Genomic DNA, 22,350 nt, shown 5'->3' on the forward strand with positions numbered 1-22,350 from the left:
TGATCTCCTGCGAAAATTGGTGACTCAAGTCAATTATGAGTGCACTCAGATATTTATGTCAAGCGTGGTTCCGGCCACGTTCCTCCGCGGACGGTGAACGGCGCAAAAGCTGCTTGCCAAAGGTGGCCCGGGGGTGTGAGTATCAAAGGACAGGTACTGCCCATTGGCCGTGGACCAAAGCAAAGGGGTGTTCTCTTGGCTGAAGAATCGATCGTTGTTCTGGGTGCCGGGCTGGCCGGCGCCACGACCGTCACCGAGCTGCGCGACCAGGGATTTGCCGGGCCGATTACGCTGATCGGCGACGAAACCGAGCTGCCCTATGAGCGCCCGCCGCTATCCAAGGGGTTCCTGCAAGGCAACGAGGTGCCGGCAGGCTTCACGGTGCATGATGCCGCCTGGTACCAGGAACACAACATCACCCTGAAGCTGGGGGTGGCAGCCATCAGCGTCGAGGCCGCCCGGCGCCAGGTGCTGCTCGCCGATGGCAGCTTTGTGGATTACGACCGGCTGGTTCTGGCTACCGGATCGCGGGCGAATCTCGGCGGCGACGCGCCCCTTGCCGGCTACGACCTGCCCGGGGTGCACACCCTGCGCAAGCTCTCCGATGCCAAGTCGATGCGCGCGCACATCACCGACGGGGCACGGGTCTCCGTTGTGGGTTCGGGGTGGATCGGCATGGAAGTTGCCGCCAGCGCCCGCCAGCTCGGGGCGCGGGTGACCGTCTATTCCTCCTCCAAGGTGCCGCTGGCTTCGGTGTTCGGCGAGCGCTTCGGCCACCACCTGCTGGAGCTGCATCAGCGCCACGGGGTTGATGTGCGCACCGCCAAGGTCCAGGGCATCGAGCAGGTGGACGGGCACCTGCAGGTGCTCTCCGATGCCGGTTCCTCGCGGGCCGATGTGGTCCTGCTGGCCATCGGCGCCGTGCCCAATGTGCAGCTGGCTGAAACGGCGGGGCTCGAAGTGGACCAGGCGGTGCTGGTGGATGCCGCGTTGCGCAGCAGCGACCCGCGGATCCTGGCCATCGGGGATATCGCGCAGGCCGCCCATTCGGTGTTGGGCCGGCGGGTGCGGGTGGAGCATTGGGACAATGCCATTCGCCAGGGCAAGCTGGCGGCCGCCACCTTGCTGGGCCAGGAGAAGTCCTATGACTGGCTGCCCTACTTCTTCACGGACCAGTTCGATCTGGGCATGGAATATGTGGGGTACAGCGATCCGGGCGACGAGACGGTGATCCGCGGGGATGTCGAGAGCGGCCAGTTCCTGGTGTTCTGGCAGAACGGGCAGAAGATCACCGCGGCCGCCAATGTGAATATCTGGGATGTCAATGATGGCCTGCGGGAATTGGTGGGGCGGGAAATCCCGGCCGAGCGCCTGGCCGACCCGCGGATCGAGCTCGCTGACCTGTAACGCCGGCGAAGAGAAGGGGGAGGTGCGGCTGATGAGCACCGTTGTGGTGGGTGTTGAATTGGGAATGCCGTCGGGGGTGCTGGTCGCCGCCGCGGAGCTGGCCCGTGATCTGAAGGCCCGGCTGATCTGCGTTCACGCGCAAAGCGGCCGCTATGTGACCGAGAAGCTCGCCGAAGGGGATCTGCTGGACTCCGCCGATCCGGTCGGCGAGGACTTGGCCTGGGAGCTGTCGCTGTCGATTACCGGCACGAGCTTCGAAAGCTATGCCGTGGCTGGGGACCCCGCCAAGGTCCTGGCCGCGGTGGCCGAACAGCAGGACGCGCGGATGATCGTGGTGGGCACCCGGCGCTCGGGATTGCGCCAGAAGGTCGCAGAACTGCTCGATGGCTCCATTGCGCTGGCCCTGGCCCAGAAGCAGCAGCGCCCGGTGCTCGTGGTTCCGCTGCGCGGTTCGCACTAGACCTCGAAGTACAGGTGCGCGTGGGCGGCGCAGCCCGGGTTGAACAGCGCCTGGCAGTGCGGGCAACAGGAGGCGCTGCGATACTCGTTGACGGTCAGCTCGCTGCGGCAGACGCCGCACAGCACCGCGGGCTGGTCAAATAAGTGCGCTGGCCAAGGCTGGGCCCGGTGGCCGGCCAATTCGGCATGGCACAGGTGGCACGGGTAGTAGGTGCCGCAGCAGAAGTGCTTGAGCGCAATCACGTCGCGCAGCTGGTGGTAGTGCGCGCAGCGGGTTTGCCCGTCCATCTGCACCCCGCGCAATTTCACGCCTGTTTCCATGGAGCCTCCTGCCGATTCTGTTGCGCTTGTGCAAAAAAGCACGCCGAATGTGCACAATCTGTGTCCCACTATGCACCGTTTTGGGTATCTTTGGCGATGTGATCCGCGCCATACTCGCTGTTGAAGGCTAGTTCCACCGGGGCAACTAGCAAAGGCGGAAGGAACCCACTGTGGTCAGTGAAACCTCATCAAAGTCTGAGCGCAAAGGATTGCGCAGGGTCGTTGCGGCCTCCATGGCCGGCACCGTCGTCGAGTGGTACGAGTTCTTCCTCTATGCCACCGCTGCCACCCTGGTATTCAACAAGATCTTCTTCCCGGATAACGGCAACGACCTGGATAACATCATCAAGGCTTTCCTGACCTACGCGGTGGGCTTCATCGCCCGGCCGATCGGCGGCATCGTCTTTGGCCACTTCGGCGACAAGTACGGGCGCAAGCACCTGCTGCAGGTGGCCATCGTGCTGGTCGGCGCCACCACCTTCCTCATGGGCTGCCTGCCCACCTTCAACTCCATCGGCTACGCGGCACCGGTCATGCTGATCGTCCTGCGCTTCGCCCAGGGTTTTGCCGTGGGCGGCGAATGGGGCGGCGCGGTGCTGCTGGTGGCCGAGCATGCGCCGAACAAGGAACGCGGCTTCTGGGCCTCATGGCCGCAGGCCGCGGTGCCAGTGGGCAACCTGCTGGCCACGATCGTCCTGCTGGTGCTCTCCTCGGCACTGAGCGACGAGGCCTTCCTGGCCTGGGGCTGGCGCGTGGGCTTCTGGCTCTCGGTAGTGATCGTGGTCGTTGGCTACTACATCCGCACCCGCGTGTCCGATGCCCCGATCTTCCAGGAGGCCAAGGCGGAGCTGGAACAGAATGCCGCCGCCGGATATGGCGTCAAGGAAGTCTTCAAGCGCTACCCTCGCGGCGTCTTCACCGCGATGGGCCTGCGCTTTGGCGAGAACATCATGTACTACATGGTGGTGACCTTCTCCATCACCTACATGGCCACGCAGCTGAAGATGGATACCTCTACGATTCTCGGGCTGATGCTGATTGCCCACGTGATCCACGCGATCCTGGTCCCGCTGGTGGGCCGGTTTACCGATACCCGCGGACGCCGCCCGGTCTATGGCACGGGCGTGATCCTCATGATGATCTGGGGCGTGGCGGCCTTCCCGCTGTTCAACACCGCCAACCACGCGATCATCCTGTCCACCATCGTGCTCGGGCTGGCGGTGCACGCCCTGATGTATGCCGGCCAGCCGGCGATCATGGCCGAGATGTTCCCGACCCGGATGCGCTACTCGGGCGTATCGCTGGGCTACCAGGTCACCTCGATCGTGGCCGGTTCCATGGCGCCGATCATCGCCACCTGGCTTCTGAAGGTCTACGGCTCGTGGGTGCCGGTGGCCGGATACATTGTCTTCGCGGCACTGGTCACCCTGGTAGCTGTGTACTTCATGAAGGAAACCAAGGGCGCCGATTTGGGTGCGATCGATGAAGCGGACCGCTTGGCCACCGGAGGCGATGGCGCAGCGGCACAGCAGATGAATGCGAAGAAATAGCTTCCCGCTTGCCGCAGAACAATGGCCAGTCCCTTGCAGGGCTGGCCATTGTCGCGCTAATTGGCTCGCAGCAGTGCCCGCTCGGAGATGACGCCGCACAGCAGAAGAGTCTGGCAGGCCAGCATGCCTGGAATATATCGGGCGAAGCCTTCCGAGCTTTCTAGCAGCCAGCTTGTTGCGAAATACATGATGATGGTCAGCGTCAAGGATATGGCGATGGAAAGGAGTCGTTGTCGTTTCGTTACTCCCTGCCACAGCGGGATCTGACCTGTCTCAGAGTCGTCTTCGCTTTTGACCAGCCCAAAATACTTCAGCATCATGCTCCTGCCTGTGATCATTCAAAAGACTACTTAGTCATTCAGTTGTCTTATTTAGAGCTTAGCGAGGTGTCATAAGAAAATGAATCCTACTTTTGGAGGAGGGGCAATGTGCGCAGTTCCCCGCGTCGTACGCTCCTCCGTCTGCGATGGAGGAGCCGTAGAATCGTCGCCTGGGGCCACAACCCAAATAAGGAGTACCCATGCAACCGTGCAGACTGTATATTGTGGGTGGCAGCGGGAGCGGAACCACCACACTGGGCCGTTCCATCGCCGATGCCTGGTCTGTTCCCCATGCGGATTCGGACGACTACTTCTGGGTACCTACCGACCCGCCCTACACGCAGCAGCGAAACCCTGCCAGAAGGGTGGAATTGATGCTGGAGATTTTTGCGCGGCGTTCGGCCTGGGTGCTTTCCGGCGCGATGAGCGGCTGGGGAGAGAAGATCCTGCAACGATGCGATGCCGTGGTGTTCTTGACGCTCAGTGCACTAGAACGCCTGCGGCGTATTAAGCAGCGAGAAATCATCCGAAGAGCCGGCGAGGAGATCAATGCCGGGGCTTTTGGCGAATTCCTGGCCTGGGCCAGCAATTATGACGATCCAGAATTCAGCGGGCGCAACCGCGCACGGCACGAAGCTTGGCTGAAAACCTTGGATCGACCGGTGCTGCGCCTGGACAGCACGAGCAACGTGCACGAGCTGCGTGACGCGGTGCTTAGCTGGGAACCTGGTTGCCGGAGGGGAGTATGAACCAATCCCCATTGGCTGCTGCATCATTCAGCGCCCGCACGGTTGCCTGAACCGCCTTGCTGCGCAGCGCCTCTTCGCGGCCCACGAGCCAATATTCGGAGAGGTAGCTGAACTGGTCATGCAAGACCGGAATCAGATTCGGATAGTGCTTGGAGAGGAAGACCGGAAGCAGCCCAAGCCCCGCATGGTTCATGGTTGCCGCGTACTGGACCGCAATGCTGGTCGAAGAAATCGCACGGTGCATTGGCGGCAGGTGGCTGGTTGCCTCGTCCAGCTTGTCCACGGTCAACGCCGTATCAATGTAGTAATTCAAGCTGTGGCCTGCCAGTTCCGACAGCTGGTGCGGGGTTCCGTGGGCTTGAAGATATTCGGCCGTGGCGTACAGCCGCAATTCATAATCCATGAGCTTGGTGGAAGCTGCCTTGCGCACGCTGGGCTGCCCGATGACAATCTCCAGATCCATGCCGGTGCGCGTCTGCCGGGCGCGGGTGGTTTCCGAGACTATTTCGAACACCAGTTGCGGGTGCTTGGCCTGCAGCTTCGCCAAGGCGGGCGCCGCCAGATGTGCGCTGAAGGCATCGGGTGCTGCCAGCCGCACATGCCCGGTCAGCGTGGGGGAATCCTCTTCGGTGCTGATGGCGGCCACTGCCTGCTCGATGGCTTCGGCACTGGCCATGGCCCGGCGGCCCAAATCCGTCAGCTCCCAGCCATTGGGGGTATGCGCCAGGAGGTGGCCGCCCATGGCCTTTTGCAAAGCGTCGATGCGCCGGGAGATCGTCGAGTGGTTCACCCCGAGAACCGCTGCCGCCGCGGTGTACCGGCCCAAGCGGGCCACGGTGAGCAAGGCAATCAGGGATTCAAGGTGGCGGTAATCGATCTGGCGGTCCATGGCACCAGTCTGCCATGCGCGATGTGCGCTGGCGCACACCGCACCTGCGCAATTGGCATGCTTCGAACCATTGAGCGCCCTGCATCCAAGAACCTACGCTGGCCTGAGAAGACAAAACTCGATGGCGAGGGGAAAACCGATGAGCAGCTACGCATGGATCGGACTGGGCAATATGGGCGGGCCAATGACCGCCAACCTGGTGTCGGCCGGGCACACGGTGAAAGGCTTCGACCTCAACGAACAAGCCTGCGCCGCGGCAGCGCAGGGCGGGGTTCAGATCGCCGGATCCATCGCCGAGGCCATGGAGGGCGTCGAAGCGGTCTTCACCATGCTGCCCAAGGGCCAGCATGTGCGCGCGGTCTATGAGGGCGAAGCAGGGATCTGGGCCCACGCCACGGACCAGATGCTGCTGATCGATTCCTCCACCGTGGACATCGAAACCTCCCGGTACATCCACGAAGGCTCGGCGCAGCGTGGGCTGAAATTTGTGGATGCACCGGTCTCCGGCGGGATTTCCGGCGCGGCGGCAGGAACCCTGGCGTTCATGCTCGGCGGGGAGGCACAGCTCATGGAGCGAGCCACTGGCTATATCGCCCCGATGAGCGGGCGGACCATTGTCGCCGGGGCCGCCAGCATGGGCATTGCCGCCAAGATCTGCAACAACATGATGCTCTTCATCGACCTGATGGCCAGTGCCGAAGGGTCGCAACTGGCCGAAAAGCTCGGATTGGATCCCAAGGTGTTCTGGGAGATCGCCTCGGTCTCCTCGGGACGGTCCTGGGCCCAGCAGACCTGGTACCCGGTGCCGGATGTCATCGATACCGCCGCGGCCAACAACAACTTCGAGGCCACCTTCCGCACCGATCTGGCGCGCAAGGATGTGGGCCTGGCGCTGGACGCGGGCGAAAGCACCGGGGTGCGCCTGCCCGCGGCAACCCTGGCCAGGGATCACTTTGATGAGCTGATCGCCCAAGGGCTGGGGGATAGGGACTGTTCGCTGATCGTCAAGAACCTGTTGCCCGATGAATCGGTTCGTGGGTGGGACCCCGAGAAGGCCAGCTAGCATGCGGATCCAGGCTGCCGTCCTTGAACAGCAGGAGAATCAGCGACCCTATGCCAAGCACCGGCCGCTAACACTGCGCGAAGTGCAGCTTCAGGAACCGGGTCCCGGCGAAGTTCTGGTGCGGATCACCGCGGCGGGGCTGTGCCATTCGGACCTGTCGGTGATTGATGGCAACCGGTCTCGCCCGGTGCCCATGGTCCTGGGCCACGAATCGGCAGGCATTATTGAACAGGTCGGGCCCGGGGTGGAACTCGCTCTGGGGCAGCAGGTGATTTCGGTATTCCTGCCGCGCTGCGAAAACTGCGCTGCCTGTGCCACCGGAGGCAAGCTGCCCTGCACCGCCGGCACCGAAGCCAATACGGCAGGAACACTGCTCACCGGCGCTCGCCGGCTGGTGATGGACGGACAGCCGGTCCACCACCATTTAGGGGTTTCAGCCTTCGCCAACTATGCGGTGATGGATGAGCGCAGCCTGGTGGCCGTCGGCAACGACGTGCCGCCGGAAGTTGCAGCTGTGCTGGGCTGCGCGGTGCTCACCGGTGGCGGTGCCCTGCGCAATGCCGCCGGTGCCAGCGGGTCCGAAGATGTGGCCATCGTCGGGCTCGGCGGAGTGGGCATGGCCGCGTTATTAGTGGCCGTGGGGCAGCGCACCACCGGCAAGATCCTGGCTATTGACGCCAATGAGGACAAGCTGGCCGTGGCCCTGGAACTGGGCGCCGATGCGGCCTGCACACCGCAAGAGGTGGCTGGCCGCAGCGCAGAAATTGCCATAGAAGCCGCCGGGCACCCACGGGCCTTTGAAACCGCACTGGCTGCCACGGCCGTGGGCGGAACGCTGGTGACCGTCGGGCTGCCGGCCCCCGGGGCAATGAGCGCTATCGAGCCGCTGTCCCTGACCGCAGGGGCGCGAACCATCATCGGCAGCTATATGGGTTCGGCCCTGCCGGCCAACGACATTCCCTACTATGAGGGCCTCTGGCGGGCGGGCAGGCTCCCGGTGCAGAAGCTGGTGCGCACCCGGCCCATGGAACAGATCAACGAGGCGCTGGACGAACTGGCCGAAGGACGCTCGGTGCGCCAGGTGCTGCTGCCGTGACTAGTAGAATCGAGGGGTGACTGATTCGACCGCCGGCCCACGGGCACTGGCAACTCTGACCGATATCCGGGTGTTCGACTACCTGTGTGCCGCTCCGGCCACACGCACCCAGATTTCCGCGGACCTGGGAATTTCCAAGCCCACGGCATCCCAGGCGATCTCCCGCCTGCAGGAGAACGGGCTGGCGATCGCCATTGACCGTCCGGCGGAGACCAAGCGCGGTCGAACCCCTGAGCGGTACGCGCTGCGCAGCGAGTACGGGCATGTGCTGGCCTTGTGCCTGCAAGCAGAATCCCTGCAGGTTCGGGCTACCGATCTATCGGGAACGATCCTGGTTGATCGCCTCTACCCGTTGACCCCGCACATCAGTGCCGGGGAAGTGGAGAAGATGGCGGCCACCGAAATTGCCCGGGTGCGCAAGCAGCTGCGCTCGCCGTTACTGGCCGCCGCGGTCAGCCAGGCCGCACCGGTGTTGCGCGAGGATGCAGAACGCGTGGTTCCCACCGTGATTTTCCCTGCCTCTGGTGCCAACTTGGCCGGGCTGTTTGATGCCAGCGTTCCGGTGGTATTGGATAACGACGTGAACTGGATGGCCGTTGCCGAGGCCGAAAGCACCGATGGGTCGTTGATGATGCTGTACATCGGAGCTGGCTTGGGGGCCGGGCTGGTCATCGACGGAAAACTTCACCGCGGACGCCATGGCACGGCCGGCGAACTGGAGAACCAGTTGCTAGGCGAGAAGAACCTGCGCGAGGTTCTGGACGAGCTGGGAATGTTCCAGACCCGGATTCTCTGGGAGAAACTGGCCGACCAGCGAACGTGGCCGGTCTTCTTGCGGCCGCTGGGCCAGGTCGTGGCCAATCTGGTCGGCTTCGTGGACCCGCAGCAACTGGTTGTCACCGGCCCGGCAGTGACCGAAAAACTATGCGCGGCGCTGGCTGAAGAGGTCAATGGCAGATTGCTGGTGCCAGTGACCGTGCGCCCCTCGTCCCTTGGCGTGCAGTCGGCCGCCCATGGTGCGGTGGCCGGAGCCCGGGACATCGCCTTGGAAAATCTTTGGGAAAACTACCGGGAACGTTGACCAAACGCCGGAAGCTATATATCGTAAAGAGTCCTTAAAATTTCTTTGCAACGTTGGGGAGAATCCTGATGGCATCATCTGCCGCACCGGCATCCAAGTCGCAGTTCGCTGCCATCGGCCTTGACATGGGCGGATCATCGATCAAGTACGCCTTGGTCGGAACTGACGGAAAACTTGTCGAAAGCACGCTGAACAAGGCGATCACCCCAGAGGGCGCGCATCCAGAGGCCGTCGCCGAAGTCATGGCGCAGATTGTCCGCGACCTGCAAGAGGCCACTGGCGAGGATCTGGCGGGCATCCCCGCTGGGGTAGCCGTGCCTGGCATCGTCATCGACGGAGTAGTGCATTCGGCCGCGAATATCGACAAGGCCTGGATCGGATTGGATGCCACCGCCATGTTCAGCAAGGTGCTGGACCGCGATGTCTACCTGCTTAATGACGCTGACGCCGCCGGCATGGCAGAGGTGTACGCAGGCGCCGGCTCCAAGGACGGTGCGCCGCTGAAGGGCAGCACCCTGCTGCTGACCCTGGGCACCGGAATCGGTTCGGCCTTCTTCCGCGATGGGGTGCTCTTCCCCAACGTGGAATTCGGGCACCTGGAAATCGACGGATTCGATGCAGAAAGCAAAGCCGCTGCACGCGTCATGCGCGAAGAAAACCTGAGCTGGGACGAGTACATTGCGCGCCTGCAACGCTACCTGTCCCATGTGGAATTCCTCTGCAGCCCTGACTTGATTGTCATCGGCGGCGCAATCTCCGAGGACCACGAGCACTTCTTGCCTAAGCTGGATGTGAGGGCAAAACTCATTCCCGCAGAATTCAACAACGCCGCCGGGGTGTTGGGCGCCGCGCAACGCGCCATGCATCCGGGCTCTTAGGAAGCACATGCATACCATTGACCCGAACGCCCAGATCAAGCTCGTTGCCGTCGACATGGACGGCACCTTTTTGGACGGTGACGGTCAAATCCCGGATCAAGCCTGGGGCGTGATCGACCAGCTGGCGCAGCGCGGCATCAAGTTCGTGCCCGCTTCTGGACGGCAGTTCGCTACCTTGCGCGAGCAATTCGCCCAGCTCGGGGAGATCGCCATCATCGCCGAAAACGGCACAGTGGTCATGGATGGGGAGAATGAGATCTACTCCAACATCATTGATCGCGCTTTGGTGAACTCGGTGATCGAGACCGTGCGGCAGCAGGGCGCCCTGGATGCCGGACTTGTATTGTGCGGCCGCCGCACAGCCTATGTGGAGCGCCCGGACCAGAAGTTCGCCGATGCCGTCGCCCCGTACTACCGCGCGGTGCAGGTGGTGGAGAACCTCAACGACGTTGAGGACGAAATCATCAAGATGGCCGTGAACGTGGGCACCAGCAAGGTCCAGGAAATGGCGGACGCCCTCGATGTGCCGCTGCAGGTGGTGATCTCCGGAAGCCACTGGGTGGATGCCATGAACCACGGGGTGCACAAGGGGCTGGCGCTGGGTGCCCTGCAAAAGGAGTTGGACATCAGCGATGACGAAACGGTGGTGTTTGGCGACTACCCCAATGATCTGGAAATGATCAAGGCAGCCACCTACTCCTTCGCCATGGCCAATGCCCATCCCGAGGTGGCAGCAGCAGCGAACTTCACTGCGCCAGCGAACACCGAACACGGTGTCCTGCAGGTTCTGCGTGCCTACCTCGAAGGGCGCACGCAGCTTTAGCAGGCAGCGGCTTTCCGGCTGGCTACCGAGCCAGGTAGTGCCCCAGCCCGGCCAAGGCGGCGCGCACCCCGGTGGCCAGGGAAAGCTCGTAGTCAGGCAGGAAGAAGGGCGAGTGGTTGACCGGCGGAGCGTCTTCCCGCGGGAGAAACCCGCCAAAGAACCAGTACACGTAGGGAACCGAGATCTCGTCGCCTAGCGCGCCGAAATCCTCCGAACCCATCGCCGCGGGCAGATCCTCGACCTGCTCGCCGCCCAGTTCGCCGATGAGCGCCTGCTTGACACGCTGCGTGTGCTCGGGGTTGTTGTGCAGCTTGGGGAAGGAATTCAGGGCTTCGATCTGAGGTGCTGGGGCATCCGAAGCGGCCGCTTCTGCCTGCACGATGCGAGTGACTCCGTCCAGCACCTGGGTGCGGGTTTCCTCGTCGAACGTCCTGATATTCAAGGTGAATTCCGCGCGGTCCGGAATGATGTTCTCTTTCAGCCCGGCGTGGAATGACCCGCAGGTGAGCACCGCGGGAGACTGCGGGTGCAGTTCACGCGAGACCAGGGACTGCAGGCGGGTGATGGTGTAAGCACCTTGGACAATGGGGTCGATGGAGTCCTGGGGCTGTGAGCCGTGGGACTGCTTGCCGTGCAGGGTCACTTTGAGCGAGTCGGCCATGGCCATGGCAGGGCCGCTGGTCAACCCGATGGTGCCGGCGGGGAAGGGGAAAACATGTTGCCCGAGGATGACCGATGGCTTGGGGGCCTTGTCCCATAGTCCGTCATCGAGCATTGCCCTGGCCCCGGCGCTGGTTTCCTCGCCCGGCTGGAAGATCCAGACGATGGTTCCGCCCCATGCTGCAGTCTGCTCGGCAAGCCGGGCGGCCGCGGTGAGGGCCGCAGTGACGTGGGTGTCATGGCCGCAGCCATGCATCACAGGTACATCGGTGCCGTCGGCCAGCTGGCCGCGAGCCGTCGAGGCGTAGTCGGCACCCGTATCCTCGGCAATTGGCAGGCCGTCGGTATCGGCACGGAAAGCGACGACCGGGCCTTCGCCATTGCGCTGGATGCCAACCACTCCGGTTCCTCCGCAGAGGAAGTTTTCGATGCCCAGGGCATCGAGCTGCTGGCCGATATAGGCGGCCGTCTGGTGTTCCTGCATGGACAATTCCGGGTGGGCATGCAGATGCCGGTACATCTGATGCATGTGCGCAGCCTGCTCGGCGGTCAGGGCGGTTTGCAAGGCAGTGGGGGATTCGGTATTCACGATGACTCCTCTTAGTCGGCAGCGGGGGTGTGGATTGCTTTGCGGTCCCGCACGATCCAGGAAACGATGATCGAAAAAAGCACCACGAGTGCCGTTCCGAACAGGGCCAGGGATGGAAGAAGCGGGATTACGACGAAGTACATGATCAGCGAGAGCGCAATGGCCACGATGGTGGGGCGAACCTGCTTCATGGCGACAATCGCCTGGACCAGCACCGCGCCCATGAGCGAGGGAAGGATATAGACGCGGGCAACCTCGATCATTTCTGTGGGGATGACCGATACGAGCCACGATCCGAAGATTCCGACGAACACCAGGAGGCTGGTCAGGTGGACGGTAGCTGCTCCGCCGATGGCCATGACAGCAGCCAGGTCGCCGCGGCGGGTGCCGGGCTTGGCATCGATCGCGGACTGGGCCACGATTGCTGCCGGGAGCAGCTTATTGGAAATATTGCCGATCATGAAGGCCTGGTACATCGCCGCTGATCCGAGAATCGGGAAATACGTCAGCGGCTCGACAATCCAGAAGACTCCGAAGGTGGCCGCGACCGCAGCCAGGGCAACTAAGAGCATCGAAGGACTGATCTGGAGCCCTGAGAAGAAGACGAGGTAGATGGGGCCGAGCAGGGAGAGGATCAATCCCGCGGTCATGGTCAGCGATCCGTAGCGCGTGGTCTGGCTCTCGAAACGGGCCATCGAGGCATCGGCGTTGGTCAATGTTGGTGTGCTCATGAGTTCTGTCCTTTCATGCCGGCTATGCGGTATGCATCAGATATCCGGCGGTTATGGAGATCAGGATCGCGAATCCCAAGGCCCATTCCTTGAGCCATTTGGCATGGAGCACTTTGGCGAGGAACAGGAAGAAGGCCATCGAAGCTGCCGAGATCAGTACCAGCATCATGTGGATGCTGGACTTGGGGATTTCAGCGATGGTCAGCATGCTGAAGGCTCCAAGCAGAGCCGCCGTGGGGATCAATGCCATTGCCGCCGGATTGCGCTTGGCCAAGGATTTGCCGCCGCGCTTCAGCACCGGGGTCAGCAGCAGGGTGCACAGCATCCACATGGCGCCCGAAAGGCTCATGGCCATGAAGGCCACCGCAAAAACCTGCTGGGTGTAGTTCTCCCCGCCGAGGATGGCTCCCATGGATTGGGCTGCGAGATTAGCGCTGGCCGTTTCCGTGGAAGCCGAACCGATCAGCCCGATGCGCACGAGGACCGCTGGGGTACCGAAAAGCGCCAGCAAGGCGATAGCCACCAGGACCACGGAGAGGGAAGGCCCGATCGATGCGACGGCACCGGCGCGGAAGGCTTCCTTGACTTCGCGCAGCGGCATATCCACATGTGGTGCTGCAGCCTTGGCGGCTCGGACATAGAGGATGGTCTGGATGAAGATCACCGCAAAAACGCCCAGGGCGCAGAACCACAGGAAAGGGTTGTTGGCGATAGCCAGGATGTCGGTTGATCCTGGATCTCCGGCTGAAAGCGGGAAATGCATCGGAACTCCTTAGGTTTTAGTTGCTTGACGTGACGCGCATCTCATTTCAATCAAGGTTCCCTGTGGGGTGATCCTTTGGCAAGGAATGTGTGAATCGGCCACATTTTTGGCCAAATACCCCAATCTGGAAAGTTTTCGCGAGATCTATTCCGTTTACGGTCAGCATAAGTGGATGATTGTGGCACAAATCGCAATATCGAAACAGCTAGGTGGAAACGGCCATGAACGAGATTCAACATTTGAGCGCGACTGAATTGACGGGGAAGATCCGCAGCCGCGAACTTTCGGCCCGTGAAGCCCTGGAGAGCCATATCCAGGCGATTGGGGAAGTTAATGCCCAGATCAACGCCGTGGTCATCACGGATTTTGATCGTGCGCGAACACTTGCGGCGGCCGCGGATGAGGCCACTGCCAGAAATGAGCCGACGGGGGTGCTGCATGGTTTGCCCATGACGCACAAGGACACGTTCAATACTGCTGGCCTGCTCTCTACGCAGGGTTCGCTCGCATTGAAGGACAACGTCCCGGAGCACGACGATCTGCAAATCGCCCGACTTGCCGCCGCAGGTGCGATCAGGACCGGGAAGAGCAATGTCCCGGAATTCGGTGCAGGATCGCATACCTTCAACGAGGTCTACGGCACCACCACAAATCCCTATGCCGTGGATCGATCTGCGGGCGGTTCCTCAGGGGGCGTTGCCGCCGCGGTCGCTGCCCGGATCCAGCCGCTCGGTGACGGTTCGGACATGGGTGGTTCGCTGCGCATTCCCGCGAGTTTCTGCAACGTCATCGGCTTCCGCCCTTCATACGGGGTGATCCCCTTGGAAGCGCCATCCAATGCATACTCGTGGCTAGCGCGCTCTGGGCCCATTGCACGCACCGTGGAGGACATCGCGCTATTCATGCGGGCCAGCACCGGTGACCACGCAATAGCGACCCCGAACAACCTAACTCCAGGTGATTTCAAGACGCCGATCCCGGATTTGCGCGGGGTTCGAATTGGCTACAGCTTCGACTTCGGAATCGGTGTCCCGGTGGAGCGCGAAGTCATCGAGGTCCTGCAGCGCCAGCTGTCGTTGTTCGAGCTGGCTGGTGCCATTGTCGAGGAGGCCTGCATGGATTTTTCGGATGCAGATGAAGTCTTCGGCAACGTCCGCGCCTTCGACTTCGCAACCAATCTCGGTGGCCTGGTCCGCAGCCATGAATCCCTGATCAAGCCAGAAGTCCTCTGGAACGTGAAGAAGGGGCTGGAGCTTGACGCTGCGGCCATGATTTCAACCATGGCGGCCCGCACCCGGCTGGAGCATGCAGTGCAGAACTATTTCTCGCGCTACGACCTGTTTCTCTCCCCGGCTGCCCAGGTCCTGCCCTTTGACGCCACCCAGCGCTGGCCCGAGCGGATCGCTGGCACCCCGGCCGAGACTTACCTGGACTGGATGCGCTCGGCCTGCCTGCTCTCCGCCACGGGCTTGCCGGTCATATCCATGCCCGGCGGTTTCACCGAATCCGGGATTCCGGTGGGATGGCAGATGGCCGCGAATCACTACCACGATGTCCAGCTGCTCGATTGGGCCGCCGGATACGAAGAGCAGACCCGCTTTGCAGATCAGCTGCCACGCCTGGTGGCCGATCCGGCGTCGGTAGCGGCCAGCGAAATCAAGACGGCAACTCTCTGAAGAAGAATTGGCGAAAGGCAGGCCGTGCAGGCAGTGCGCATCCCCGTCACGTGCCACTGCTGCCGGCGGGTTCCGCAAGCGCGAAATGTGCACTGGTCAGCCACAACCAGGTCCAGACGTGCAAGGATTGAGCAGGTGGGGGTTTCACAAGGGCATTCTGCGAGCGCTGTTTCCAGCGGACCCCGTGGGCAATCCGCAGGCAAAGATGCCGCTAGATGGTGGAGGGAGCTGGAGCGATGATTGAGCTCAGCACGGTTCAGCGCAGAATCATTGCTGCGCTCCAGGTGGACGGGCGGGCCACGTGGAGGAAGGTTGCTTCGGCCCTGGATTTGCCCGAACGCTCGGTATCCCGCCATGGTGCATGGCTGCTCGAGAATGGGGTGGTCACGGTGGCAGGCATCCGCCACCGCGAGCACTCGCTGCTCATCGCCTGTGCCTGCGCTCCGGGTGCAGGACGGATTGCGAGCGCATCGCTGTCGTCGCGACCGGATACGAGCTTCGCGTATCAGGTCACTGGCAGGGAAGACCTCATAGTGGAAATGCACTACTCCGGAGATGTGACGGAGGTATTGACCCTGGAACTTCCTGCCACGCCCGGCGTTTCATCGATCGTCGTGTACCCGGTATTGAAGTACTTCAAGACCATTCGAGGATGGCGCCTGGGCTCGTTGAAGCCCGCAGAAGAAGCGGCGCTTCAGACGGGCCCGGATGTGACGAGCTGGCAGATCCAGCCGAACCTGAACCCGAAGGACGAACAGATCATCGCCGCCTTGCAAGAAGACGGCAGGGCGAGTTTTGAATCAATTGCCCGGCGAGTAGCCATGAGCGAGACCTCGGTGGCGCGGCGAATCGACTGGCTGCTGACCACGGGACAAATTTCTATTCGTGCCCTCGTGGAGCCAGCCGTGGTTGGCCTTGCCGTTGAAGCAATGCTATGGGTTTCTACAACATCTTCAGACGTCGAGAGGCTGGGCCAGCATCTGGCCACGCGCCCCGAAGTGCGTTATGCGGCGGCCGTGGCGGGCGACTGCCAGCTGGTGGTTGACGTGACAGTTGCCAACCATGCTGAACTCTACGAATTCATATCCGGCATTGGATGGGCCGGGGCGATGATCCAGATCAAGACGTCTTTGGTCGTGGACGCGCGAAAACGTGGCGGGCGCCTGATCAGCAAGTGACCGGAAGCCGGAACGGAACCCCGGAGGCGGTTCGGAGTTAACCTGGATTCCAACTGCCGGAGAGTCATATTTCGCTGTTGGTCGCCACCTGCGTAAATGCCAGATGAACTTTCGGGACGGCTACGGGCAATCTGCGTAATATGCCAATTTTCGTCTTGCTACCGTCGGGTAGTGACATACTCTCGCTCTATTGAGTGCTCTGAAAACCACTCAGAAGGTTAACAACCAGTTAACCAAGCAGGGTGAAAGGAATACCGGCAACCGTGAGCAAGAGGTTGACCTTCGGGGAGAACCAAGCCGTCGCGACTCCAGAAAGTGCATGGCGAAAACGCAAAGACGCGTGGGAACACCTCGGCTACGTGCTGAGCGAGATTTCCTCTGAACACCAGGATGGCCCCGGCCGCAAAGAACATGAACTAGAAGCCGGCAGGTTGCTGGGGCTGTTGGCCTCCATTGAACCTTATTGGGCAAACCCCGGCCTGGACTATTTCAACGAAGTATCCGGACTCATGTCCAGCGGCCACTACGCCGACGCCATGCGCTTGGTCTATCAAGCCAACCAGTCGTTCAGGACCATTACGCAGTACGTGGATCTTGAAGGGCACGAAGGCATCCAGGCAGAAACCGACGAACCGGGCACCAGCACCCCGGGCGGGACGAAACCCTACGTGCCGATGGTCGAGATCCTGCTGCTGGATAATGGGCCAGCCGATGAGATTGCGCGGTTCACCGAGGAACTGGCCGCACAACGCCAGCGCACCGATCCATTCCACTACAACTTCATCGTGGCGCCCAGCGTCGAAGACGCCCTCGCCGCCGTCTTGATCAATCCAAGCATTCAAGGAGTGGTGCTCACAGCCCGCTTTGAACTGGCCACGCGGCGCAGGCTTTCGTCAACACTGCATAAGTTCATTGTGAACCGCACCGCCGGCTACTTCGAGTCGACTCGTCAGATCCAGCGGCTGCTGGATCTGGAAGAGATCCTGGATAAGCTGCATCCGCAGATCCCGGTCTACCTGATGGCCGGTGTCGCGCTGGAATCCATTGCCCATGAGATCACCGGGCGGTTCCGCCGCATCTTCTCGCGCAACGACGGCATGGACTTGCACCTGTCGATCATCGCCGAAGTGATCGAGCGCTATCACACGCCGTTTTTCAACGCCCTGCAGAAGCACGCCAAACGGCCCGGCGGCGTATTCCACGCCATGCCCATCTCGCGTGCCGGGTCGGTGCAAAATTCACCGTGGGCACGGGACCTGGTGGATTTTTATGGCAAGAACCTGTTGCTGGCCGAAACCTCGGCAACCTCCGGCGGGCTGGACTCCCTGCTGGATCCGCAGAGCTCAATCAAGAAGGCCCACGAGCTGGCCGCTCGCGCTTTCGGAAGCCACCGCACCTACTTCGTCACCCACGGAACTTCGACAGCCAACAAGATCGTGCACCAATCGATCCTGGCACCGGGTGATATCGTCCTGGTGGATCGCAACTGCCACAAGTCCCACCACTATTCGCTAGTGCTCGCCGGTGCCCACGTGAGCTACCTTGAGGCCTACCCGCTGAACGAGCACTCCATGTACGGGGCTGTTCCACTGCGGGACATCAAGGCCCGGTTGCTGCAATTGCGGCGCGAAGGCTTGCTGCACAAGGTCAAAATGGTGACCCTGACCAACTGCACCTTCGACGGCATCATCTACGACCCGCGCAGGGTCATGGAAGAGTGCCTGGCCATCAAACCGGATCTGGTCTTCCTGTGGGATGAAGCGTGGTTTGCCTTCGCCAGCTTCCACCCGGTGTACCGGCAGCGCACCGCGATGAGCGTTGCCAAGGTGCTGGAAGAAGAGATGGAAACGCAGGAATACCAGCAGCGCCATGCCCGGCAAGCCAAGGACCTGCCAGCGCCTGGCACCAGCGACCGGCCTGAGAATGATGACGCATGGCTTAACACGCGGTTGATTCCAGATCCGGAACGGGTTCGCTTGCGAGTGTACTCCACCCAATCCACGCACAAGACGCTGACCTCGCTGCGCCAGGGATCCATGATCCACGTCTTTGACCAGGACTTCGCGATGCGCAATCTCAACGCCTTCCGCGAGGCCTACATGACCCACACCTCGACCTCGCCGAACTACCAGATTTTGGCGTCGCTGGATATCGGCCGTCGCCAGGCGGAGCTGGAAGGCTATGCCCTGGTGCAGCGCCAGGTGGATTTGGCGCAGTCCATCTGCCGGGCCATGGGCCGCAACACTTTGCTGGGCAAGTACTTCCGGATCTTGGATTCCAAGGACCTGATTCCCGCCGAGTATCGGTGCTCTACCAGCGCGATGCCGGTCCGCGACGGATTGGCCGCCTGGGATGAGGCCTGGCAAAACGACGAGTTCGTGGTGGATCCTTCGAGACTGACCTTGGATATCAGCAGGACCGGGGTGGACGGGGATACCTTCAAGCACCAGTACCTGATGGACGGGCATTCCATCCAGGTCAACAAGACCAGCCGCACCTCGGTGCTGCTGATGACCAATATCGGAACCACCCGTTCCGCCGTGGCCCACCTGATTGAAGTCCTGGTGAAAATCGCCGAGGAGCTGGAACGGAAAAAGCGCCTTGACGGGCGAGTGCTGGCCATGGGCAAGACGGCCGATCAGCATCAGATCTGCCTTCCGGACTTCAGTTTCTTCGCGCCGGAATTCGATACCGGGGGCGGCAGCGGCGATCTGCGCAAAGCCTATTACTTGACCTATCAGGACCCGGCGACGCACTTCCTGTCTTCGGCACAGATCCGCGCAAGGATTATCGCGGGGGAGCAGATCGTTTCGGCTGTGTTTGTCACTCCCTATCCGCCAGGATTCCCGGTGCTGGTGCCAGGCCAGGTAGTCACCTTGAACATCCTGGATTACATGGACCGGCTGGATACCCGCGAGATCCATGGCTATCACCAGGATCTCGGGTACCAGGTGTTCACCCATGAATCCCTGGAAGAGCTGAAACCAGCCAGCTCAACGGCGTAGGCTCCAAAACGTGAATGGCACCCGCGAAAGCGGGTGCCATTCACGTTAAGGATCGAGCCGTTATTGCTGGGCGGCCAAATAGTTTGAGACTGCTTCAAAAGCCCTGATGGTGGGGAAGAGCTTGGAAGCATCCTGCGGCAAGGGCCAGCTCGATAGCTTCACAGCCACCAACTTCGTTGCCGGATCCATGTAGATCATCTGGCCATGGATTCCCAACGCCACCGCGGCATTGGTGGCAGGGTTGGGAAACCAGATCTGGTTGCGATATCGGCCGCCAGGCATCATGTTGTCGGTGGGGGATTGGACGAAAGCCTGCATCTGCATCGGGTCCGCGGTGAAGGTGTCGGCAAGCCAGTCTTCGGAAACGACCTGTTTTCCGGTCAAGGCCCTGCCGCCGTTGACGTACATATGCCCAAAGCGCGCGAGGTCGCGAAGCGTGGCATTAAAACCGCCATCGAACATTCCTGTTCCGAATTGGTCCACGCCCATGACCAGGTCTTGCTGTGCACCAATTTTTGACCAGATGCGCTCCGAAAGCAGCTCTTGCATCGGCGCGCCACCAGCAGATTCCAGCACCCAGCCCAGAACATCGGTTTCACAAGAGCGATACTCGAAAGCGCCACCGTGAGCCGACTTGGCCTGCAAGGTCCGCAAGAATTCGTACATGCCGATGGGGCCGACAGTTCCGTGGGCGGGTGCCCAGCCGATGGCCTCTTCGAGCAATCGTACTTCCGCGCCCGGGTCCAGGTACTCTTCCGAGAATTTGATGCCCGAGCGCATATCCAAAATATCGCGCACCCGTGCTCCGGCGTAGCCACTGGTGGCCAGCGCTGGAACATAGGTGGTGACTTCCTGTTCGGGATCCAGCAGCCCTGCATCAATCAGTGCACCTGCCAAGGTGCCGACCAGGGTTTTGCTCACGGACATCAGCAAATGGTCGGTCAGCGAGGTCATGGTGTTGTAGTACTTTTCCCAGAGGATCCTGCCGTTGTGCATGATGAGCACCGCATCGGTATTGGTCGCATGCATCACCCCGCGCACGGTCAGCGCCGGGTCGGTAATACTGGCCTTGGCTACTTCCAGCTTTCCCATTTTTTCTTCGGCCAAATGAAGCTTCACAATCGGACCGTCGCCGCGGGAGACCTTTACGGTGGGGTGGATGCGGGCGATGTTCTGGAAAGAGCGCTTGATGTTCTGCGGGTACTGCCAGGTGGCAATGTTCAGCGCAGTGCTGGAGTTGCCAGAGGTGTTGGCCGACTGCGGCGCGGCGGCATCGGTGGCCTCAGTTGCCATGCTCTGCCGTTGGAACGTCAATGCCCTTGTATTGGGAGCGGATCGAGGCAATGAAGTGCTTGGCATCAATGCTGAGCTTGGTTTTCTTCTTGCCTTCGTACTGAAGTTTGGCCTTGGTGACCAGGACCCCAAGGTCGGCCCCTTTCCAGCGGTAGTCTTCTACGCCGTAAATGCGCAGGAAGAATGCTTCTTTATGCGATTGCAGTTGATGCCAGTCCAGTGCGGAACGAGAGAACTGCAGCTTGCCCCGTGAATCAAGGAAGTACTTTCCCGTGCGCGGTGCGTGGGTAATGTACTGGAGAATGTCATCGGTTTCCTTGATGATCATGTGGCTCCAGACATCTGCTCCACTCATCTCTTCCCAGCGGGCGTTGATCTCATCCACATCCAAGTCGAATTCGAGATCCAAGAATTCAAGGAGGTGGAAGAGGAACAGCGGGATGTCCGCGTAGGCGCCGGCAGTGACGTTGGTAATGGCACTGGCACCGGAGATTCGCGGGTTCAGCTCACCGAGGTATACCTCGTCCGTATCGGTGTCAACGAGGACATCAACCTCGAAGAATCCGCGGTAGCCCGCGCTTTGCAAGCCGTTGCCCACCTTGCGGACCAGATCGATGGTGCGCGAGCGCTGCGAATCGGTGAGCACGTCGGGGTGCATCTCGTTGCCGCACCAGCCACCCTTGTACGGCGTCAATTCCTTGTAGCCGGCGAGTTCGGTCAGGATCGGTCCCACCACGGTGCCGCAGCCGGTGAGCACTGCTTCCACGGCAACCGGCTGGTTGTTAATCCGCTTCATGACCTTCAGCTCTTCGCCGATGATGTTCTTGGAGTGCTGCTTCCACTGCTGCTTGGAATCAATGAAGAACGTGGTCTTGCCCGAGTCGCCATATGGGGTTTGAACTACCAGGTCATCGCCGAGTCCGGCTTCATCAGCCAACTCCATGAGCTCTTCGTAGCTGGATGCCGTGCCCAGCACGTTGGGAACCGAAGGAGCACCTGCGGCGTTGCCAAGCTTGGTGGTGACAATCTTTGAATCCAGTTCCTCGCGCAGGGCGGCAGAAGGCAGTATCAGGTCGTAGCCGAGCTCTTCGCAGATCGCTTCGGTGTCCTCGTCGAAGAACACCATGGCGATCTTGGGGCGTGGGCCGCCGGGGGTGCACTGGGAATCGATGTATTCGCGGACTTCGGGGTTTTCCAGCAGCCAGTTGTTGATTTCCTCAGCGCTTTGGAATTCGATGTACGGCTTCTCAGCTGGCGTGAAGACCCGGGGATGGTGGCCATCCCAACCGTCGTAGTAGGTGATGTAGCTGAACTTGCGGACCCAGCGGTCCAGTCCCAGCAGATTGACCGGGGTAGCACCGAGGAAAAAAATCGGAGTTCTGTTGGTGCGGAAGAAATGGCGCACTTCGCTCATGTTCTTCAGCTTGCGTTCAAAGGGCAGGACCCTGGAGGAGATCTCCTCAGGCAATTCCTGATTGTAGGCGGCATCAACAGCGACGTTGGCGCTCAGATGATCTGTAGCGGTGCGCGCCTTATGGCGCAGTTTGTCCAAATCGCTTGGCTTGGGCATGCGGGAACGAGAAGCCGGGGCGTGGGCTTCAAGGATATTTGCCATGATGTGTTGCTGTCCTTTGAAACTGTCTGAAGGAGGGGCGATGGCACGAGAGAATGCGTGACAGTTTCATGCTCAAGTCCCATCGTGAGCAACAGTGGCTTTTGCGGTGAACGCGCGGTGAACATTGGCCCCGGATCTTCGTCTTTGACCTATGACTAGGAAAAAGATAAAAACACGGGGCCAATAAGCAGGCAACGTTACTGA

At 61.2% G+C, this 22,350-nt stretch carries 20 protein-coding genes; 12 read left to right on the forward strand and 8 right to left on the reverse strand.

What is annotated here, in order from left to right; all coding sequences use genetic code 11:
- Positions 1–195: 195 nt before the first annotated feature.
- Both H6F58_RS03345 and H6F58_RS03350 read left to right on the forward strand, forming a co-directional pair.
- The gene (locus H6F58_RS03345) at positions 196–1,407 is read left to right on the forward strand and encodes an FAD-dependent oxidoreductase (protein ID WP_195181084.1); all 1,212 of its coding nucleotides are present in this window, start codon (positions 196–198) and stop codon (positions 1,405–1,407) included.
- Positions 1,408–1,438: 31 nt separating this feature from the next.
- Positions 1,439–1,867, forward strand: a complete 429-nt coding sequence (locus H6F58_RS03350; RefSeq protein ID WP_171920363.1) for a universal stress protein — start codon at positions 1,439–1,441, stop codon at positions 1,865–1,867.
- On the opposite strand, the gene H6F58_RS03355 is transcribed toward H6F58_RS03350, so the two are convergent.
- Positions 1,864–2,187, reverse strand: a complete 324-nt coding sequence (locus tag H6F58_RS03355; RefSeq protein WP_146276177.1) for a CHY zinc finger protein — start codon at positions 2,185–2,187, stop codon at positions 1,864–1,866. The genes H6F58_RS03350 and H6F58_RS03355 overlap by 4 nt on opposite strands.
- 170 nt (positions 2,188–2,357) lie before the next feature.
- On the opposite strand from H6F58_RS03355, the gene H6F58_RS03360 reads away from it, so the two are divergent.
- Positions 2,358–3,737 carry an MFS transporter gene (locus H6F58_RS03360; protein ID WP_195181085.1) on the forward strand — a complete coding sequence of 460 codons (1,380 nt, stop codon included), beginning with the start codon at positions 2,358–2,360 and terminating at the stop codon, positions 3,735–3,737.
- A 56-nt stretch (positions 3,738–3,793) separates the two neighbouring features.
- On the opposite strand, the gene H6F58_RS03365 is transcribed toward H6F58_RS03360, so the two are convergent.
- Entirely contained in the window at positions 3,794–4,057 is a 264-nt protein-coding gene (locus tag H6F58_RS03365; protein ID WP_171920424.1) for a hypothetical protein, read from the reverse strand.
- Between the two features lie 200 nt (positions 4,058–4,257).
- Here H6F58_RS03365 and H6F58_RS03370 point away from each other — a divergent pair, with 200 nt between their 5' ends.
- Complete coding sequence (locus H6F58_RS03370) at positions 4,258–4,806, forward strand: hypothetical protein (protein WP_195181086.1); 549 nt, start codon at positions 4,258–4,260, stop codon at positions 4,804–4,806.
- Here the strand turns inward: H6F58_RS03370 and H6F58_RS03375 are convergent.
- Positions 4,772–5,695 carry a LysR family transcriptional regulator gene (locus H6F58_RS03375; RefSeq protein ID WP_146276173.1) on the reverse strand — a complete coding sequence of 308 codons (924 nt, stop codon included), beginning with the start codon at positions 5,693–5,695 and terminating at the stop codon, positions 4,772–4,774. The two genes, H6F58_RS03370 and H6F58_RS03375, sit on opposite strands and share 35 nt — an antisense overlap.
- A 139-nt stretch (positions 5,696–5,834) precedes the next feature.
- On the opposite strand from H6F58_RS03375, the gene mmsB reads away from it, so the two are divergent.
- The 5 genes from mmsB to H6F58_RS03400 all read left to right on the forward strand — a co-directional run bounded on the left by mmsB (position 5,835) and on the right by H6F58_RS03400 (position 10,636).
- Positions 5,835–6,758, forward strand: a complete 924-nt coding sequence (gene mmsB, locus H6F58_RS03380; RefSeq protein ID WP_146276172.1) for a 3-hydroxyisobutyrate dehydrogenase — start codon at positions 5,835–5,837, stop codon at positions 6,756–6,758.
- 1 nt (position 6,759) lies between these two features.
- Positions 6,760–7,854, forward strand: coding sequence for an alcohol dehydrogenase catalytic domain-containing protein (locus H6F58_RS03385; protein WP_146276171.1), 1,095 nt, complete (start codon positions 6,760–6,762; stop codon positions 7,852–7,854).
- A 16-nt stretch (positions 7,855–7,870) separates the two neighbouring features.
- Positions 7,871–8,935 (forward strand): ROK family transcriptional regulator, encoded by a 1,065-nt coding sequence (locus H6F58_RS03390; protein WP_146276169.1) that lies wholly within the window; start codon positions 7,871–7,873, stop codon positions 8,933–8,935.
- Between the two features lie 68 nt (positions 8,936–9,003).
- Complete coding sequence (gene ppgK / locus H6F58_RS03395; RefSeq protein WP_060702522.1) at positions 9,004–9,813, forward strand: polyphosphate--glucose phosphotransferase; 810 nt, start codon at positions 9,004–9,006, stop codon at positions 9,811–9,813.
- 7 nt (positions 9,814–9,820) lie between these two features.
- A complete protein-coding gene (locus tag H6F58_RS03400) occupies positions 9,821–10,636 on the forward strand; it encodes an HAD family hydrolase (protein WP_146276167.1) in 816 nt (271 codons plus the stop codon).
- 22 nt (positions 10,637–10,658) lie between these two features.
- On the opposite strand, the gene H6F58_RS03405 is transcribed toward H6F58_RS03400, so the two are convergent.
- The 3 genes from H6F58_RS03405 to H6F58_RS03415 all read right to left on the reverse strand — a co-directional run bounded on the left by H6F58_RS03405 (position 10,659) and on the right by H6F58_RS03415 (position 13,379).
- Complete coding sequence (locus H6F58_RS03405) at positions 10,659–11,825, reverse strand: amidohydrolase (protein WP_146278191.1); 1,167 nt, start codon at positions 11,823–11,825, stop codon at positions 10,659–10,661.
- 71 nt (positions 11,826–11,896) lie between these two features.
- Positions 11,897–12,616, reverse strand: a complete 720-nt coding sequence (locus tag H6F58_RS03410) for a hypothetical protein (protein WP_060702520.1) — start codon at positions 12,614–12,616, stop codon at positions 11,897–11,899.
- Between the two features lie 22 nt (positions 12,617–12,638).
- Positions 12,639–13,379, reverse strand: coding sequence for a DUF5058 family protein (locus H6F58_RS03415; protein WP_146276165.1), 741 nt, complete (start codon positions 13,377–13,379; stop codon positions 12,639–12,641).
- 221 nt (positions 13,380–13,600) lie between these two features.
- Between H6F58_RS03415 and H6F58_RS03420 the strand changes: the two genes are divergently transcribed.
- The 3 genes from H6F58_RS03420 (at position 13,601) to H6F58_RS03430 (ending at position 19,238) form a co-directional block, all read left to right on the forward strand.
- Positions 13,601–15,055 carry an amidase family protein gene (locus H6F58_RS03420; RefSeq protein ID WP_146276163.1) on the forward strand — a complete coding sequence of 485 codons (1,455 nt, stop codon included), beginning with the start codon at positions 13,601–13,603 and terminating at the stop codon, positions 15,053–15,055.
- 236 nt (positions 15,056–15,291) lie between these two features.
- Positions 15,292–16,233: an Lrp/AsnC family transcriptional regulator gene (locus H6F58_RS03425; protein WP_146276161.1), complete on the forward strand. Its 942-nt coding sequence runs from the start codon at positions 15,292–15,294 to the stop codon at positions 16,231–16,233.
- 263 nt (positions 16,234–16,496) lie between these two features.
- Positions 16,497–19,238 (forward strand): ornithine decarboxylase, encoded by a 2,742-nt coding sequence (locus tag H6F58_RS03430; protein WP_195181088.1) that lies wholly within the window; start codon positions 16,497–16,499, stop codon positions 19,236–19,238.
- Between the two features lie 60 nt (positions 19,239–19,298).
- On the opposite strand, the gene H6F58_RS03435 is transcribed toward H6F58_RS03430, so the two are convergent.
- Both H6F58_RS03435 and H6F58_RS03440 read right to left on the reverse strand, forming a co-directional pair.
- The gene (locus tag H6F58_RS03435) at positions 19,299–20,531 is read right to left on the reverse strand and encodes a serine hydrolase (protein ID WP_146276157.1); all 1,233 of its coding nucleotides are present in this window, start codon (positions 20,529–20,531) and stop codon (positions 19,299–19,301) included.
- Positions 20,521–22,146, reverse strand: a complete 1,626-nt coding sequence (locus H6F58_RS03440) for a biotin carboxylase (protein ID WP_146276155.1) — start codon at positions 22,144–22,146, stop codon at positions 20,521–20,523. The genes H6F58_RS03435 and H6F58_RS03440 overlap by 11 nt, the downstream gene beginning before the upstream one ends.
- Positions 22,147–22,350 lie beyond the last annotated feature (204 nt).

The organism is Glutamicibacter sp. FBE19 (assembly GCF_015524875.1).
In the GTDB taxonomy this organism is placed as follows: Bacteria; Actinomycetota; Actinomycetes; order Actinomycetales; family Micrococcaceae; genus Glutamicibacter; species Glutamicibacter halophytocola.

What these genes read in the sequence shown, in the direction of transcription:
- H6F58_RS03350 (WP_171920363.1), top strand. Translation starts at nt 1,439, where the DNA reads ATGAGCACCGTTGTGGTGGGTGTTGAATTGGGAATGCCGTCGGGGGTG.
- H6F58_RS03355 (WP_146276177.1), bottom strand. Translation starts at nt 2,187, where the DNA reads ATGGAAACAGGCGTGAAATTGCGCGGGGTGCAGATGGACGGGCAAACC.
- H6F58_RS03365 (WP_171920424.1), bottom strand. Translation starts at nt 4,057, where the DNA reads ATGATGCTGAAGTATTTTGGGCTGGTCAAAAGCGAAGACGACTCTGAG.
- H6F58_RS03370 (WP_195181086.1), top strand. Translation starts at nt 4,258, where the DNA reads ATGCAACCGTGCAGACTGTATATTGTGGGTGGCAGCGGGAGCGGAACC.
- H6F58_RS03375 (WP_146276173.1), bottom strand. Translation starts at nt 5,695, where the DNA reads ATGGACCGCCAGATCGATTACCGCCACCTTGAATCCCTGATTGCCTTG.
- mmsB (WP_146276172.1), top strand. Translation starts at nt 5,835, where the DNA reads ATGAGCAGCTACGCATGGATCGGACTGGGCAATATGGGCGGGCCAATG.
- H6F58_RS03385 (WP_146276171.1), top strand. Translation starts at nt 6,760, where the DNA reads ATGCGGATCCAGGCTGCCGTCCTTGAACAGCAGGAGAATCAGCGACCC.
- ppgK (WP_060702522.1), top strand. Translation starts at nt 9,004, where the DNA reads ATGGCATCATCTGCCGCACCGGCATCCAAGTCGCAGTTCGCTGCCATC.
- H6F58_RS03400 (WP_146276167.1), top strand. Translation starts at nt 9,821, where the DNA reads ATGCATACCATTGACCCGAACGCCCAGATCAAGCTCGTTGCCGTCGAC.
- H6F58_RS03405 (WP_146278191.1), bottom strand. Translation starts at nt 11,825, where the DNA reads ATGCATCAGATGTACCGGCATCTGCATGCCCACCCGGAATTGTCCATG.
- H6F58_RS03410 (WP_060702520.1), bottom strand. Translation starts at nt 12,616, where the DNA reads ATGAGCACACCAACATTGACCAACGCCGATGCCTCGATGGCCCGTTTC.
- H6F58_RS03415 (WP_146276165.1), bottom strand. Translation starts at nt 13,379, where the DNA reads ATGCATTTCCCGCTTTCAGCCGGAGATCCAGGATCAACCGACATCCTG.
- H6F58_RS03420 (WP_146276163.1), top strand. Translation starts at nt 13,601, where the DNA reads ATGAACGAGATTCAACATTTGAGCGCGACTGAATTGACGGGGAAGATC.
- H6F58_RS03425 (WP_146276161.1), top strand. Translation starts at nt 15,292, where the DNA reads ATGATTGAGCTCAGCACGGTTCAGCGCAGAATCATTGCTGCGCTCCAG.
- H6F58_RS03435 (WP_146276157.1), bottom strand. Translation starts at nt 20,531, where the DNA reads ATGGCAACTGAGGCCACCGATGCCGCCGCGCCGCAGTCGGCCAACACC.
- H6F58_RS03440 (WP_146276155.1), bottom strand. Translation starts at nt 22,146, where the DNA reads ATGGCAAATATCCTTGAAGCCCACGCCCCGGCTTCTCGTTCCCGCATG.